11 protein-coding genes are annotated in these 16,412 nt (G+C 37.9%); 5 read left to right on the plus strand and 6 right to left on the minus strand.

Annotation, left to right across the window (positions count from 1 at the left end):
• Position 1 precedes the first annotated feature (1 nt).
• Together B9T36_RS16350 and B9T36_RS16355 are read right to left on the minus strand one after the other, a co-directional pair.
• Entirely contained in the window at positions 2-847 is an 846-nt protein-coding gene (locus B9T36_RS16350) for an SDR family NAD(P)-dependent oxidoreductase (protein WP_086210513.1), read from the minus strand.
• 144 nt (positions 848-991) lie between these two features.
• Positions 992-1,453, minus strand: a complete 462-nt coding sequence (locus B9T36_RS16355) for a DUF2147 domain-containing protein (RefSeq protein ID WP_171264495.1) — start codon at positions 1,451-1,453, stop codon at positions 992-994.
• A 285-nt stretch (positions 1,454-1,738) separates the two neighbouring features.
• Here B9T36_RS16355 and B9T36_RS16360 point away from each other — a divergent pair, with 285 nt between their 5' ends.
• Positions 1,739-2,569 (plus strand): N-acyl homoserine lactonase family protein, encoded by an 831-nt coding sequence (locus tag B9T36_RS16360; RefSeq protein WP_086210515.1) that lies wholly within the window; start codon positions 1,739-1,741, stop codon positions 2,567-2,569.
• Between the two features lie 176 nt (positions 2,570-2,745).
• On the opposite strand, the gene B9T36_RS16365 is transcribed toward B9T36_RS16360, so the two are convergent.
• Both B9T36_RS16365 and B9T36_RS16370 read right to left on the minus strand, forming a co-directional pair.
• Positions 2,746-4,074 carry a basic amino acid/polyamine antiporter gene (locus B9T36_RS16365; protein ID WP_086210516.1) on the minus strand — a complete coding sequence of 443 codons (1,329 nt, stop codon included), beginning with the start codon at positions 4,072-4,074 and terminating at the stop codon, positions 2,746-2,748.
• Positions 4,075-4,086: 12 nt separating this feature from the next.
• The gene (locus tag B9T36_RS16370) at positions 4,087-4,962 is read right to left on the minus strand and encodes a homocysteine S-methyltransferase family protein (RefSeq protein ID WP_086210517.1); all 876 of its coding nucleotides are present in this window, start codon (positions 4,960-4,962) and stop codon (positions 4,087-4,089) included.
• Between the two features lie 503 nt (positions 4,963-5,465).
• Between B9T36_RS16370 and B9T36_RS16375 the strand changes: the two genes are divergently transcribed.
• Positions 5,466-8,063: a TonB-dependent hemoglobin/transferrin/lactoferrin family receptor gene (locus B9T36_RS16375; RefSeq protein WP_416202567.1), complete on the plus strand. Its 2,598-nt coding sequence runs from the start codon at positions 5,466-5,468 to the stop codon at positions 8,061-8,063.
• 249 nt (positions 8,064-8,312) lie between these two features.
• Positions 8,313-9,371: an asparaginase gene (locus B9T36_RS16380; RefSeq protein ID WP_086210519.1), complete on the plus strand. Its 1,059-nt coding sequence runs from the start codon at positions 8,313-8,315 to the stop codon at positions 9,369-9,371.
• A gap of 95 nt (positions 9,372-9,466) precedes the next feature.
• Here B9T36_RS16380 and B9T36_RS16385 read toward each other — a convergent pair whose 3' ends face one another.
• Positions 9,467-10,483 (minus strand): AraC family transcriptional regulator, encoded by a 1,017-nt coding sequence (locus B9T36_RS16385; protein ID WP_171264496.1) that lies wholly within the window; start codon positions 10,481-10,483, stop codon positions 9,467-9,469.
• Between the two features lie 121 nt (positions 10,484-10,604).
• Between B9T36_RS16385 and B9T36_RS16390 the strand changes: the two genes are divergently transcribed.
• Together B9T36_RS16390 and B9T36_RS16395 are read left to right on the plus strand one after the other, a co-directional pair.
• Positions 10,605-14,591, plus strand: coding sequence for a molybdopterin-dependent oxidoreductase (locus tag B9T36_RS16390; RefSeq protein ID WP_086210521.1), 3,987 nt, complete (start codon positions 10,605-10,607; stop codon positions 14,589-14,591).
• 219 nt (positions 14,592-14,810) lie between these two features.
• Complete coding sequence (locus tag B9T36_RS16395; protein WP_171264497.1) at positions 14,811-15,518, plus strand: SDR family oxidoreductase; 708 nt, start codon at positions 14,811-14,813, stop codon at positions 15,516-15,518.
• 84 nt (positions 15,519-15,602) lie between these two features.
• Here B9T36_RS16395 and B9T36_RS16400 read toward each other — a convergent pair whose 3' ends face one another.
• On the minus strand, positions 15,603-16,250 hold the full coding sequence (locus tag B9T36_RS16400) for a TetR/AcrR family transcriptional regulator (RefSeq protein WP_086210522.1): 648 nt from the start codon (positions 16,248-16,250) through the stop codon (positions 15,603-15,605).
• Positions 16,251-16,412 lie beyond the last annotated feature (162 nt).

Here is a 16,412-nt window from a genome sequence, read left to right on the forward strand (position 1 = left end):
ATTAGATTAACCCAGTCTTTTTGCTAATGAGATAGTCTTTTAAGCCCATTGGTAATTTACGAAGTAAATAATAGTCGCGCAGTTTATTGGTATGGATTTCATATTGATATTCAGGTTTTTCTGCATCTAATATGTCTACGATGGTATCTACCACAGCGATTGCAGGTAATCCAGTTTCAAAAGATTTTTTTGAACTGTCGTAAAAACGTTGCATTGCCTTTCCATAAATTGGATGCGATAAATATTTTTTCACGTCTTGCAATATTTTTTCTGCCATAGGTGTTTGAATTTGTGCAGGCTCGACGACGGAAACCTTGATGCCTAATGGCTGAAATTCTAATTTCATCGCAGTCGATAATGATTCTAGTGCAAATTTACTGGCAGAATAAAACCCTGTAAATGGCAAAGTGCGTAGCCCACTTTGTGAGCTCATATTAATAATTTTAGATGATTCTGAATTGTGAGATAAGAAAGGGAGTAGTGCTTGAGTCATGGCATGTACACCGATCACATTAACACCCAAAATATGTTCAAACTGCTTTTTGCTTAATTCCATTAAAGGTCCATTATAAATCACACCTGCAATATTGATTAAGGCATATAAGGGTTTTTGGTCTAGTAATTCAGACAATGCCTGTTTTACATTTTGTATATCATCTTGATTTAAAATATTCATGATGAATGGGTGGAAATTTTTCGGGATACTTTCTATTGAGTTTTTATACTCCTGTTCATTAAGTACCGTACCATACACGGTATAACCTAATGCAGATAAGGTTTTTGCACATTGAAAGCCAATGCCAAATCCTGCACCTGTAATAAAAACGGCTTTATTTAAATTTTTCATGAGAAACTCCTTTTATCGTCATATTATAATTTACTATCTATTACAGATAAGAGATGGTAGTCAGTGCCATTCAGTATTTCAGTTGCGCCCAATTATCTTTGGCGTGAAATTTAAAATTTTGGATGATGGATAAGACGGTTTTATCTATTCGTCAGTGGCTCTAATCCAAGTCTCTGTTCTACCTAAAAGACTAGATCCAATATAGCCCCGCATACTTAAGCGTCTGCCATTTTGAGTGACTTTGGCTTTACCTTTATATATTTTTCCATTTGTCACATCTAAGGCATAACCCTGAATATATTCACCATATTTTGTTGAGGGCTTTAAATTCCAAATCACTTTACTGCCTAGCAATGGTTTATTTTTAAAAGGTTCAGGGCATTTAGAACAAACTGAATTTTGACCTAAATTTTCATCTAATATCTTAATGTTTGTACCTGAAATGGTGCGATCTGATTCTTCTTTAAATTCTACGATTGCCTTTAATTTTCCTGTTCCTGACTCAAGCACCAACCATTTTCCAATAATAGGTTGCTCGGCAAATAGTGCTGTAGAAAATAAAAAAATACAGGAAATGAGCATTTTAATGGACAAGTTGGAATTCATATTCATTCCTTGAATAATATAAAAAAATAGAATTGATTGGTTGTGTTTTAAATTGATAACAGTCGTTAAAATTATTTTTAACGCTAATATATGCCTCTATCAATGTTGCCAAATCTTTATTTGGCCTACCTTTAATGGGTTAATTTAGTTTTTGTTGTGATTTGTTAATGGTGAATAAGTGCCATTTTATATTGCATCTGTGCCAAAAAAGCATTATTTCAGTATTCTGATATTGTCTATTTTTAATACTTGAATATCATTTCCTAATCATTTTAGGAGATAAAAATGAGTTCAAAAATTAAATTAAGGATTTTACATAGCGGTTCAACGATTGTGGATGGTTCTACTATTTTTGCCCCTGAAAAAATGCCGAAGTTTCCCAAATTGGCAATGTTGGGCATCATGCGAACGGATCGCGATAAACTTGAAATTCCTGTAACAGCCTATTTGATTGAACATCCGAAAGGAAAAATTCTGATTGATACTGGGTTTCATAAAGATGTTCGACTGCATCCAGTCAAGAATTTAACTCTGATTCATTATTTAGTGAATAAACCATTACAAAGTCGTGGGCAAGCAGTTGATGAAATGTTGGCAGAACTTGGGATTCAGCCTGAAAACCTTGACTACGTTATACTCACACATTTACATACTGACCATGCAGGGGGTGTTAAACAATTCAAGCATGCAAAAAAGATTTTGGTGAATGATCGAGAGTTGGCTTATGCGCAGAAAAATAAACTCGAATTTGTGGCGAGTTTATGGGAAGGTGTTCCCTTAGAAACATTTAAATTTGATCGCTCAGATATCGGTCCTGCCAATGAATCTTATGATTTATTTGGAGATGGAACGATTCAGTTGGTTTACCTGCCCGGTCATACCCCTGGATTGACAGGTATACTCATTCAAAACAATGGCAAGTGCTTATTGTTAACCTCAGATTGCGGTTATGCCAGAAAATCTTGGGAGCAAATGATCTTGCCTGGGGTGATGGCTGATCGTGAAAATACCATCAAATCTCTCAAATGGATTCAACAATTATCTCAACAAAAGGATTGTATAGACTGTCTAGCAACTCATGAAATGGAGTTAGACGCGATGATACTTGAGATTTAGAGAGAATATATTTGATTTAAAGTCTTAAAAAATATGGATTTTTAGTATGTACTTTAAATTAAATTTCAGTAAATAGTCATAAGAAAATATACGAATAAATAAAATATAAAAGTGTTCTAATGATAATAGGATCATTAAAGCGAGAGCACCTTTAGGTGCTCTACTTTAGGATTTAGTTACAATACGATATTATTTTTGCGTTGATTGGAATATCTACTGTAGAAAAATACTGAGAGACCAATGATATATAAACACATTGAAAGTAAGAGCAAAGAAATCCCAGCAGCATAAAGTAGCCATGCTGCATAAATTACAGCGACTATTGCGATCAAGATATGTTTAGTTCGCCTATTTCTCCATGACTCTTTCAAATAAAAAGCTGAGACTAAAAAGTAGGGAAGTAAAATCATCACAGAAGAAATTAGTAATAACTGCGTATAGTTTTTATTGAAAAAATAAACAGAAATTAGTGCAATTTGTACAACTATTGATGTTAACCATAATGATGCAATTGGTACATTATTTTGATTCGTTTTTAAAAAGACCTGTGGGAATGCTTTATTTTTTGCTGCGAGAAAGGGAATTTCTGTGGCAAAAAGTGTCCAACTTAGATAAGACGAACTGACTGAAATTATCAATCCTAAGGTGATAATAATAGTCCCGGGCAGCCCAATCAATTGCTCTAAAATAGTGGCCATTGATGGGTTATGCATATTTGCTATGTCCGCACGATTTGCCACACCATAGGACAATACCGTAACCAATACATAGAAACTTAATGCGAGTAATACTCCAAATACAGTAGCACGACCAATGTCATTTCTATTTTTGGCGCGAGAAGATAAAACAACAGCACCTTCAATACCTGTAAAAACCCACAATGTAATTAGCATCAGATTTCTGACTTGTTCCCATACGGGCATCTGTAAAGAAAAATCAAAATAATTGGATGTGAATAAATCTAGCTTAAATGCAATATATGTGAAGACGATGAATATTAAAATAGGAACTGTTTTAGCGATGGTTGCAATTAAATTGACTACGGAAGCTTCTTTAATTCCTCTGCTAACTAACCAATGAACTAACCATACAAATATTGAAGAACCAATAAGTGCATAGATCGTGTTACCTTCACCAAAAAAGACATGTTGGGGGCTGTCGGTAAACATACCTACGCCAGAGAATGCAATAACAACATAGCCAACAATGCCAATAGTCGTACACAACCAATAGCCCCATGCGGAGCAAAAACCGATGAGCTCACCGAAACCCTCACGTGCATAATTATAAATTCCGCCATCTAAATCTGGTCGTTGCCGAGTTAGATAGAGCAGTGCAAATGCAAGAAACAGGATTCCAATGCCCGTAATGAGCCAAGCAATAATTAAAGCTTGTCCATTGGCAACTAATGCCATATTTTGAGGCAAACTAAACACGCCAGAACCAACCATTGAGCTAAAAACAAGGGCTGTTAAGGACAGTAAGCCAATTTTAGATGTCGACATGAAAATTATTTACTATTTAAAAAATTTTGAAAGTTCTGCAATATGTTCTGGACCGATACCACAACAGCCACCCAATAGCGTTGCTCCAGCTTCTTGCCACTCCTGAGCAAATTTTAAATACAATGCTGGATTTAAATCGGCACGAACTTCATCTAAACCATCATTTGCAGTTGCTTCACTATTTTGTGGAGGAAAAGCATTCGCATAAGCACCAATTTCGACACCATTTGGTAATAAGGGTTTAATCGCAACGATTGCTTGGAGAATGACTTCAGGCTGGCAACAGTTAAAAAGTACAGCTTTGGCTCCTAGGCGTGTAATCGTGTCGGCAGCTTGTTGAATACTTTCACCTGATCTTAATCGTGGCTGTTCAAGTTGAACTTCATCTTGTAAGGTAAATGAAACCCAGAAATCACGTTGATCTTTAGGTAATAAAGCGTGAACAGTTTCAACTTCTTTTAAGCAAGATTGTGTTTCAGCTAACCAGAAATCCACATGCGGTGCTAGCGTTTCTATGATGGGTTTTGCAAGTTTTGCTGCTTCATTTTCCTGAAATAAATCAGCACGATATGAACCAAATAAAGGAGGGAGACATCCTGCAATTAAAACCTTTTTTCTGCTTTCTTCAACAGCTGTTTTGGCCTGCATAACAGCAATATTGACCAAATCTTTTACTTCAGCATCAAAGCGTTCTTGACCAATATGAAATGGAACGACAGCATAATTGTTTGTTGTAATGACTTCCGCACCAGCGCGGATAAAATCTAAATGAACCTCTTTAACAATTTCAGGTGCTTCAGTTAAAGCAAGTGCTGACCATTCAGGTTGTCTAAAGGGAGCACCTCTGCGAGCAAGTTCACGTCCAAAGCCGCCATCTAAAATTTTCATATCTTTAGTTTATCATTTAAAAGAGACAGCCATTATAGTTAACTAAGAAAGGGGATTATGGATTTAAAAGTAAATAAATTATATTTTTTTTGATTATAGTAAATTAAATTTTTTTATATATTTAAAATGTTTATAAATTAGATTCTGCATATTTTTAATTGCTTAAAAACCAATCACCAACTTATAAGGAGCCTCATTCTAAAAATAATTCTTTTCGGAGCTATAGTCCACTGATGAACATGATTGATGTAATTATATTTTACATTAAATCAATACATTGTCATTTTATATCTTAGATAGATGTCAAAAAGGCAACAATTAAGATTAAACAAGAGCAATCGTTCAAAAATGACATATGGATGGTTATTTGTACTAGATATTGGTGGGTTGTATAAAAAAAGTACGATTATTTAATAAAATTGCGTCTTTTTTTTAGCTGGATCGTCTTATAAAGCTTAGAACATATTTTAAATTAGCGAAGTTTAATTTTTATTAAGCGCTGGATGACCCGACCAATGCCACAGTTTTTATATTGGAATTGCATAAAACCATTTGCTTTGACTGCTACAGTGCTAGCTGTTACAAGTTTGATGAACACACAAATTTATGCGGTGAGTGAAAATACAGCCAGTTATTATCAAGTTCAAACAGGTTCACTGACTCAAGCACTCAATAATGTTGCACAACAAGCCAATATCTCGGTGTTATTTGATCCTGCTAGAACCAATCTGTATCAAGTAAAAACCATTCAAGGAAAATATACCTTAGATCAACTTTTTGCACGTTTAATTCAAAATACACCATTCAAATTACAAAAATCAGTATCGGGCTACATATTGATTGAGATGCCTGATACGAAAAATTTGGCTGTAGTAGAGTCTAAAAAAACAGATTTAAATCAATCTGTTTTATCAAATATGGCTATGGATAATCAGATTTATCAAATGCCTGCTATCGTATTAGAAGCGGAAAAAGAAGATACAGTTAAATTTGGACAAAGTGTACTGAATCAAAAAGCAATTGACCGATACCAAGCCAATAATGTCGCACAATTATTAGATAATATGCCAAGTGTTGGTTCGGCTGGATCACCACGACCAGGTGGGCAGACGATCAATATTCTAGGGCGAGGTGGGGTTGCAGATGTGCCCATTACTCTCGATGACTCTGTTAAGAGTTTTGACAAATACCGACAGGGCTCAGTTTTTATTGAGCCTGAAATTTTAAAAAAAATAACAGTAGACAAAGGACCTCACAATGTTGAGGTTGGAAATGGTGGTTTTGGTGGCAAGGTGACATTGGAAACAAAAGATCCCAGTGATTTGCTCGGTGCAAATAAAAATGCAGGTGCTTTTGTAAAATATTCACGTTTTTCCAATAATAGCCAGAACACGTATACTGGCGCAGTTTACGGTAAAATGAAGAATGGTTTGGTTGATGGTTTGTTTTACTATACAAACCGAGACAGTGGTGATGTAAAACGTCCAGATGGCAGCAAATTTTTATATTCTGCACAAGAGCAGGACACCTACTTAGCTAAACTCAACTTTTATCCAGCCGATGGACATAAAATTTCGTTAAATGCCATGCGTAGCGGTCATGAGGGGTGGGAACCATTTGCTGCAATGCGTGACCAAGATGCAGTGCCGAGCCAAGCAGATATTGATAAATATGGTTATGATGAAGCATGGAAGCGTCGTTTAGTTTATCGAGACCAGAAGGATACCAGTTACTCAGCTGCTTACGAATTCAATCCAGAATTTAATCCCTTTATTAACTTTAAAGCAGTTGCTTCATACTCAAAGACATTTCAGCATGATCAACGACTACCAAGCGTGAATGGCTCCGCTGCACTGTTAGGTAATGAAAGTTGGGTCAACTATACAAATACAGCATTAAAAGTAAGTAATATCAGTGATATAAAATCAAAATATGGTGACCACAAATTAAAAATCGGTACGCAATACCAGAAAATGGAACAAAATTCTTTGATTTTTGATAAGAGTAATGCATCTAAACCTGATTACAATTTTGGCTATTATGAACCTAATTATATGCCTGCTGGTGATCAACAGATGCTGAGTGCTTTTGTTGAGGACCAATATCAATTTAATAATATTATTATTACACCATCCTTGCGCTATGATCATATCGTAAATAATGGGAAACCAAACCGCGCATCAAGATATAACAATCCTCTTGCGGGACATGATTACTCAAGTAAAACCTATACGGGCTGGTCTCCTCGTTTGGCAATGTCTTGGGCTCAAACAGATCAACTTACTTGGTTTGCAAATGTCAGCAAAACATGGCGTGCGCCTCGGGTGGATGAGCAATATTATGTGCAGTCGGCAGCTACAAGCGTTCCCTCCACCAGCCTTTATTTACGCCCAGAAAAAATGCTTGCAGTACGTATTGGAAATGAAATGAATTTTGATGATCTGTTGAGTAACGATGACCATCTACAAGTTCGTTTAACCTATCACCACAACCGTGGCTCAGATGAAATATTTAGAAACCGCTCAACTTTTTGTCAAGCCCAAGCTGAAAACCAAGCCAATACTGGTTCTGGAAGCATAAGTGATTGTAATGGCAATTATCATCACGGCTTCTACCGAAATGTCACAGATTACACGATTCAAGCCTATGAAGCCGAATTGTTCTATAATCAACCGACTTGGTTTGCAGGGTTTACTTATTCCTATATTCGAGGAGAACGTGATAACTCTCCAGTAAATCCATGGTTTGATGAAAAAACATGGATGACAGACATCCCGCCTAAAAAAGCAACCGCAACTTTGGGGGTAAATGTTCCAGAACATCATTTAACCATGGGGTGGAGGGGCATTTTCGTTGATGCACAGGACAGAAGCTTATCTGATAATGATAAGTCGATTGCTGCATCGTCTTTCTCTTTGCCCAAAACAAAAGGGTACTCACTGCATAGTGTATATGCAGATTGGCAGCCCCTTGGTGAGAAAGGGCCTGTATTAAATTTCTCGATAGATAATTTATTTAATCGTGATTACAAAATGTATCTTGGTGAATACATGACAGGTACAGGACGGGATTATAAGCTAAGTATTTCTCAGAAGTTCTGATTGATATCAACAGTATAGAAACCAACTGAAATCTTTTATATTTCTTCAATAGCCTTCAAAAGAAGGCTATTTTTAAGATGGATGCATGCGTATTGCATATTCTGGCATGTATCTTTTGGGGTAGCTATTTATGTAAATAAAGCGAATGGCAAAACATAGTGATGGTATCTATACAATCCGATCCTTTTCCAGTAATTTTACTATGGTATGAAAAATGCTAAGAATAAAATGACTCAAAAAGGATGACCTATGAAAAAAACAGTTTCAGCTTTAACACTTAGTTTAAGCCTATTACTCCCATGCGTAGCATTTGCCAAAAATAGTGTAGTTGTTGTGGCCACTGGTGGAACAATTGCAGGTGCAGGTGCAAGTTCAACCAACAGTGCAACGTATACCGCAGCAAAAGTTCCTGTAGATGCATTATTAAATGCAGTTCCTCAAATTCAAAACTTAGCCAATGTGACTGGTGTACAGGCGATGCAAGTTGCATCAGAAAGTATTACCGATAAAGAGTTATTATCTCTTGCACGGCAAGTTAATGATTTACTTAAAAAATCCGATGTAAATGGTGTGGTGATTACGCACGGAACGGACACGCTAGAAGAAACGGCTTTCTTTTTAAATTTAGTGATTCATTCAGACAAGCCAATTGTATTGGTTGGGTCAATGCGCCCAAGTACAGCGCTGTCTGCTGATGGTCCACTTAACCTTTATAGTGCAGTTGCACTTGCTGCCGATGATAGTGCAAAAGGAAAAGGCACTTTTGTGCTGATGAATGACGATATTTTCGCAGCACGTGATGTTTCAAAAACAATTAATATCCATACCAATGCATTTGCGAGCCAATGGGGTGCACTCGGCACCTTAGTTGAAGGTAAACCTTACTGGTTTAGAAGCACTACAAAGCGTCATAATACAAGCTCCGAATTTAATATTGAGAATATTAAAGGCGATAGTTTGCCACTCGTACAAATTGTTTATGGCTCTGGCAATATGTTACCTGATGCATACACCGCTTATGCTAAAGCTGGAGCGAAAGCCATCATTCATGCTGGGACAGGGAATGGGTCGGTAGCGAACTATATTGTTCCAACTCTAACCGAGTTGCAGAAACAAGGTGTTCAAATTATACGTTCATCTCGTGTACCGCAAGGTTTTGTGCTTAGAAATGCAGAGCAGCCAGATGACAAATATGGCTGGGTTGTTGCACATGACCTTAACCCACAAAAAGCCAAATTACTTGCAGCCCTTGCTTTAACAAAAACGAAAGATGCAAAAGAAATCCAACGTATTTTTTGGGAATATTAAGACCGAGAAATATGTTCTAATATTAAATTAAACATTTTAAAGAGGCACCTTATTTGGTGCTTCTTTTATTTGCAAATATTTGTGATTTTTTAAAATTACATTAAGCCATAATGGTGGCGATACATGGAAGGAGACTGACCATTCCAACTGATAAATGCGCGCGTAAAAGCACTTTGTTCTGCATAGCCTAACATAAGTGCAATTTCTGCTAATGCTAGCGTTTGGTCTTGAAGATAGGTTTTAGCTAATACAAAACGTGTGTCTGCGAGTAATGCCCGATAGCGAAAACCTTGTTCATCTAGCCGTCTATAGAACGTTCGCAGGGATAAATCTAATTGATGTGCAATATCTTCAGCACTACATCGGTTTTCCTCTATACCCGTTTTAATCGCAAGTTTGACTTGAGTGAGAAAGTCATTGCGTACAGAAGCATCATATTGTCCAGAGAAGTCAAGTAGCAACGCAGCAGCCTGTCGGTCATACAGGCTTCGAAGATAAGGATCACTGGTACTAATTTTCATTGCATATAAAGCACGAGGTAGGGTAATCCCAACTGCATGGGTTCCAAATTTAACAGGGCAACCAGCCAAAATTTCATAAATTTTAGGATCACTGTCAGGCATATAAGGCAGTTCAACACATATCGGTGCAATATCACGTCCGATTAATGCCTGATAGAAACTAATAAATACCATGACACCAAACTCTCCCCAAATGCCATGGGTACTTGGGTCATTATGCCACCAGCGCATAGTGATTTCATGATCTGTTAATGCTAAAGAAATCTTGAGCTCTGAATCGACTAAAGTTTGATGATGGTGATAACGACCTAATGCTTGTCCTAAGCTTGAGCAGGTTACCCCCATATAACCGATCATTCCAAAATGTTCTGGCTTTAGACTTCGTCCAATGCGGAAACCCAGCGCTGGTTTTGGGTAGCGTGTTTGAATAATGTCTAATACATTGAGAAAGTCGTCTTTGGGCATGCGCCATGCGTAGCGTTCTTTGAGCTGTTCAATTTGAGCAATAAGAGTTGCATCCTGATAAGCATTGCAACTCAGATAAACCAGTAAGGTATTCAGAAAACTAGAAGAAACGAAGTTTTTTGACATATTTGTATTTTTACACGCTCTTTGGCACAAAATGTCAAATTGGTGCCTTTTTGTCAATACACCTTTTGCAGGCGGCATTAATATTTTAAGGGTTTAAATGGATGACAATAGGTATTGCAAGATGGCATATATAATTACGGATGCATGTATTGGTGCAAAACACACGGGATGTGTAGATGTATGTCCTGTAAATGCGTTTCGTGAAGGCGATGAAATGCTGTTTATCGACCCAGATGTGTGTATCAGTTGTAATGCCTGTTTGACCGAATGTCCTACACATGCAATTTATCCCGAAGCATCCGTCCCTAAAGATCAAATTCAATATATTCAAATCAATGCCATTGAATCTAAGCGTCATCCGATCATTACTGAACGTAAAGTGGATGCTGAACATCGAATAGCAGAAGCAAATGCGACTCAAAAGTCCACATTACCAAACAAGCGTTTTGCCATTATTGGTGCAGGACCTTCAGGTTTTTTTGCCAGTGAAGCTTTACTCAAGCAGTATCCTGAGGCAACGGTTGATCTGATTGAAAAATTACCGACACCTTTTGGATTGGTACGCTTTGGTGTTGCTCCTGATCATCCTGAAATCAAATCTGTTACGGAAAACTTTACGCGGCTTTTCCAACAGTATTCAAATTTAAAATTCTACGGCAATGTTGAAGTTGGTAAAGATATTGATCGAGATACCTTGCTAAAAAATTATGATGCCGTGATTTATACCACAGGTGGATCATCCAGTAAGCCTTTAGCAATTCAAGGTGGTTCAGTCACAGGTGTTTATGGTTCTGCGGCGTTTGTTGGTTGGTATAATGGTCATCCTGAGCAAATAAATCTAGCACCGCAGTTAAAGCATTCGCATATCTCTATCATTGGTATGGGAAATGTCGCACTGGATATTGCGCGTATTGTATGCCTACCTGTTGAAGAGTTACATCAAACAGATATTGCTGATCATGCTTTGCAAATGATTGCTGAAAGTGGCATTAAAAATGTCAATATTATTGCACGTAAAGGTCCTGCGCAGGCGGCATTTACGCCCAAAGAGTTACGCCAATTGATTGATCATCAAGGCATTTGTCTTGAGGTCAATCCTCAAGATCTTGATTTAGATCCAGCAATTGAGGTGATGTTGGATCTGCCAGAATACAGTGAAGCCAAAGAAAATATGATTTTGCTGCGTAGCATTCTCAAACGAGAAGTTCAAGCAGAGAAAACCATCCGTTTCATTTTCAATGCCAACCCAGAAGCTGTGATACATACTGATCAAGGCGTACAAGGTTTAAGTATTGGGATGAATAAAGTCACGTTAGATGCTGAACAAAACCTTATTGTTGAAGCCACGGGAGAAAGTCAGACACTGGAAACTGGTCTGATTGTTACTGCGACAGGGTATCAGGGCAAAGCAATACAGGGCTTAAAATTTGATGAGGTGCGTGGCACCATTGCACATTACGAAGGCCGCGCGCTACTGTCCAATGGTGATTTATCAGAAAAAGAATATGTTGCTGGTTGGATTAAGCGTGGTGCTAGTGGTGTGATTGGAACCAATAAGCAATGTGCTGTGCATACGGTAAAAACGCTTGTGGCTGATTTACATAGCAAGGACTTCAAATCTGAGGACTTAGAAGTTAGGAGCTTAGAAACTAGGGACTCAGTGCTTGGAAGTTTGGAGCATCCCAGCAGTGAAACACAGGCAATGGAGGTCATGTCACTTAAAAAGTATTTGAGTCAGAACAAAATCAACTTTTTTACATTTGCAGACTGGATTGCTGTAGACATACAAGAACTAAAACTGGGTCGTTCAGTGGGTCGTCCACGTCGTAAGTTGATTGATTTGCAAGAGATGATTCATGTGCAATCGACGAATCGAGAACAGATTGCTAAAGCCAACACGGATAATGACGTCGTTGCAACAATCAAAGTTTACGATGCTTCAAAGCCGATTCAGACACATCATCGTACATGTACATTATGTGAGGCGATGTGCGGCATTGTGGTCAAATATCAAGGTGAAAAGATTATTTCGATTGCGGGTGACCCACAAGATACACATAGTGATGGGCATATCTGTCCGAAAGGATATGCCCTACAAGATCTACATAATGATCCCGATCGTTTGAAAACACCAAAAAAACGTATTGGTGACCAATGGGTAGATATAGATTGGGAGGATGCGCTTGAAGAAGTCGCACAGCGCCTTGTGGATGTTCAGAAAAAATATGGTAATGATGCTGTCGCGGGCTACTGGGGCAATCCAACCTCACATAATATTGAAGTCATGATGAACATTGGACCCTTTAAAAAAGTATTGGCGTCAAAAAATATGTATTCAGCCTCAAGCCTAGATCAGATGCCACATATGTTGACGTCATATTTGATGTATGGCCATAGCATGAATTTTACGATCCCAGATATTGATCGCACAGACTATATGCTCATGCTTGGTGCAAACCCTGCTGCATCCAATGGGAGCTTGATGACTGCAGGTGATATTTTAGGACGGCTGGATCGTATTAAGACACGCGGTGGAAAATTGGTATTGATTGATCCACGGCGTACAGAATCTGCCCGATACGCCAGTGAACATCATTTTATTAAACCTGGTAGTGATGCACTTTTTTTACTCGGGTTGATTCAGGTTATTTTTGCTAAAGGCTTGGTTCAAGTCCAGTCAAGACTGCCACTCAATGGAAAAATTGAAGATATTCAAAATTTAGTCAGTCGCATTCCACTGACCACAATTGCTGAGCTAACGCATATTCCTGTCACCGAAATCGAACGTATCGCTGTAGCGTTTGCAAGTGCGGACAAATCTGTATGTTATGGTCGAATGGGGATTGCAGCTCAAGAGTTTGGTGCACTCAATCATTGGCTCATTCAGCTTCTTAATATCATCACAGGGAATTTAGATCGGGCAGGTGGGATGATGTTTACAACGCCAGCAATTGATATGACAGATATTGCAGGTCGAGGTAGTTTTGCTAGTTTTCATAGTCGTGTACGCAAACTTCCAGAATTTAATCGTGAACTTCCTTCCGCAACTTTGGCGGATGAAATGCTGACACCGGGAGAAGGTCAGGTCAAAGCATTTGTGGTGACTGCTGGGAACCCCGTGATTTCTACGCCGAATGGTACCCGTTTGGAGCAGGCTTTGGCGAATCTTGAGTTTATGGTCGCCATTGATTTCTATATGAATGAGACAACAAAGTATGCCGATATTATTCTGCCGCCATGTGGACCATTTGAACATGCGCTATATGATTTAGTGTTTACCAATTTGGCTGTTCGTAATGTCACTCGATATTCTGAACCACTGTTTAAGAAAAAAAGTTTTATGCGCTCAGATGCACAAATTTATATTGCTCTCACACATCGCATGGAAGAATTAAAGGCAAGAAAGCAAACCGCTATCACCAAGTTGAAAATGAAACCAATGCATCAGATTAAATCGCTGATGACAATCGAACGTGTGATTGATTTGGGCTTGCGACATGGCCGTTATGGTGGTGGGTTTAAAAGTTTTATCACAGGCGAAGGTCTTACTTTAGAAAAGCTAAAAAAATATAAACATGGTATGGACTTAGGACCTTTAGAGCCACGTATTCCTAATAAATTGTTTACGAAAGATAAAAAAATCCAACTTTTCCCAAAGCAATTTTTGGATGATCTCGACCGACTACACGACTACGTCAAAAGACATGAACATCTTCAAAAATTGACACTCATTGGTCGACGCGACTTACGTACCAATAATTCATGGATGCATAACAGTCAGCGCTTGGTAAAAGGTAAAAACCGTTGCGATTTATTTATCCATCCACAAACAGCAAATGACTATCGCATTACTCAGGGCGAGCAAGTATATATTTGCAGTGAAGTTGGTGCTTTAAGAGTCACCGTTGCAATTACTGAAGATATTATGCCAAATGTAGTGAGTCTACCGCACGGTTGGGGACATCATCGCAAAGGCATGCAGCTCTCAGTTGCTTCATCTAATCCGGGTATTAGCGTCAACGACATCACAGATCACCAATTCATTGATGCTTTGTCGGGCAATGCTGCACTGAATGGCATTCCAGTTGAATTGCAGAAGATATTTTAAATACAAAAACGATAAAAGGGCATTTGAGTTTATTTGAATAAAGATTGCAATGATGTTGATAATTCATGTAAAAAATAAAGCCTTAGATGGAGATCCATAGAGAGAAAACTGGATGTCCTTTAGACTTGTATATTGTTGTCGTTTATGACTAAAAAAGATGCTATACATCTGCTTTTTAGATATTTTCTAGACGGTTCATAAAGTGAATAGGAACATATTATGTTGAATGCGAATAAACGTGCAATTGTAGTTGGTGCTTCAAGAGGGATTGGTTTAGGTTTAGTTCGTGAATTACTAAATCAGCACTGGGAAGTTATAGCGACCATTCGAGATATAAACCAAGTCTCTACAGAATTGAATCAATTGCTCACTGAGTTTGCAGACAAGCTTGAACTGGTCGAAGTGAATTTAAACCATGTGCAAACAGTGGAGTCTTTAACCCGCCAATATCATGAAAAATCAATCAATTTACTGTTGGTTTCGGCGGGTATTTTAGGGCCGGAACATCAACATGTTGAGAGTTGTACACCAAATGAAATTTCTCATCTATTTTGGGTAAATAGCATTGCACCTGTGACAGTTGCGAGAAAGCTTCTTCCTTTAATGGCTGAAAAGAGTGTGATTGCATTTATGAGCTCTCGTATGGGAAGTGTAACTTTAAACGATGATGGAAACATGGAACTGTATCGTGCGAGCAAGGCGGCTTTGAACAGTCTTACACGTGGCTTTGCAGTAAATGAAGCTATTCCTGCTCAGATTGGTGTACTCAATTTACACCCTGGTTGGGTTCAAACTGAAATGGGCGGAAGTCATGCTCCTATCAGTGTGAAACAAAGTACCACGGGCATGGTTGCTGTGATTGAAAATTTTATGGGTAAAAACGAACAGCGATTTGTCGACTTTCAGGGCACTGAAATTGAGTGGTAATAGCACAGCCTAAATAATGAAATGCAGTTTCGCTTCTATTGAGGGACTGCATATTGTTTTTATTTCAAATAAGATCACAATATTTTAAACAGTGCGATAACCATTCAAAAATAGGTGCACTGTATTTTGCACGTTTTCGTGTAATAGCTCTGTATTTGGTAAATAAGACTCATCTCGAAGCAAATAATAATGTCCAAAAACACACAACTGAATAAATTGAATGGTTGCCATCCCGAGATTTTTAATATGATAGCCTTTCTGTTGATTGAGTTTAGCTAAGAATTCTTCGACAGGTTGACGGCTTTGCATCATCAGGGCGTTGATCATATCTGATAATTCTTGAATCCGTTGTACTTCAGGAATTGTCATCCGTAGTAACCGTATATTCTCCAAAGAAAACCAGCGTGTCGCAATAAACATGCCCAGTTCATATAAACTTTCGGCATCCACTGTCTTATTTCTAGACCAATCACGAATATCAGCAATATATTGTTCAACCCCTGCTTGAATCACGGCAATAAATAAGTTGGTTTTATTTTGATATTGTCTATAAATCGTCAGTTTGGAAACCTGTGCTTTTTTAGCGATTCCTTCAATACTACTGGCTTGGAAACCATGTTCTAAAAAATAAACAGAGGCGATATTTAATAAGTGTTCATGCAATGCCTCAGAATCTTGTCGTGTCGGGCGTCCCGTCAATACCTTTTTTAATTTTGTACAATCATTTGTCATCTAGCTGGCTTTTTGATATGTCGTCTAAAGGTTCTATTAAAAAGACAATTAAAAGAATAATCAATCTCTGTTCGTATAATCATTCAACAAAACTATATATGAACAATGAATAACATTATCCCGATTAATTATTTTTGATTTAAAACTATTTCTCTTATTTTA

Source organism: Acinetobacter sp. ANC 4204, from assembly GCF_002135205.1.
GTDB lineage: Bacteria > Pseudomonadota > Gammaproteobacteria > Pseudomonadales > Moraxellaceae > Acinetobacter.

Excerpts from the sequence above, each read along its gene's own strand:
- B9T36_RS16350 (WP_086210513.1), bottom strand. The coding sequence starts at position 847 with ATGAAAAATTTAAATAAAGCCGTTTTTATTACAGGTGCAGGATTTGGC.
- B9T36_RS16355 (WP_171264495.1), bottom strand. The coding sequence starts at position 1,453 with ATGAATTCCAACTTGTCCATTAAAATGCTCATTTCCTGTATTTTTTTA.
- B9T36_RS16360 (WP_086210515.1), top strand. The coding sequence starts at position 1,739 with ATGAGTTCAAAAATTAAATTAAGGATTTTACATAGCGGTTCAACGATT.
- B9T36_RS16365 (WP_086210516.1), bottom strand. The coding sequence starts at position 4,074 with ATGTCGACATCTAAAATTGGCTTACTGTCCTTAACAGCCCTTGTTTTT.
- B9T36_RS16370 (WP_086210517.1), bottom strand. The coding sequence starts at position 4,962 with ATGAAAATTTTAGATGGCGGCTTTGGACGTGAACTTGCTCGCAGAGGT.
- B9T36_RS16375 (WP_416202567.1), top strand. The coding sequence starts at position 5,466 with ATGACCCGACCAATGCCACAGTTTTTATATTGGAATTGCATAAAACCA.
- B9T36_RS16380 (WP_086210519.1), top strand. The coding sequence starts at position 8,313 with ATGAAAAAAACAGTTTCAGCTTTAACACTTAGTTTAAGCCTATTACTC.
- B9T36_RS16385 (WP_171264496.1), bottom strand. The coding sequence starts at position 10,483 with ATGTCAAAAAACTTCGTTTCTTCTAGTTTTCTGAATACCTTACTGGTT.
- B9T36_RS16390 (WP_086210521.1), top strand. The coding sequence starts at position 10,605 with ATGGCATATATAATTACGGATGCATGTATTGGTGCAAAACACACGGGA.
- B9T36_RS16395 (WP_171264497.1), top strand. The coding sequence starts at position 14,811 with ATGTTGAATGCGAATAAACGTGCAATTGTAGTTGGTGCTTCAAGAGGG.
- B9T36_RS16400 (WP_086210522.1), bottom strand. The coding sequence starts at position 16,250 with ATGACAAATGATTGTACAAAATTAAAAAAGGTATTGACGGGACGCCCG.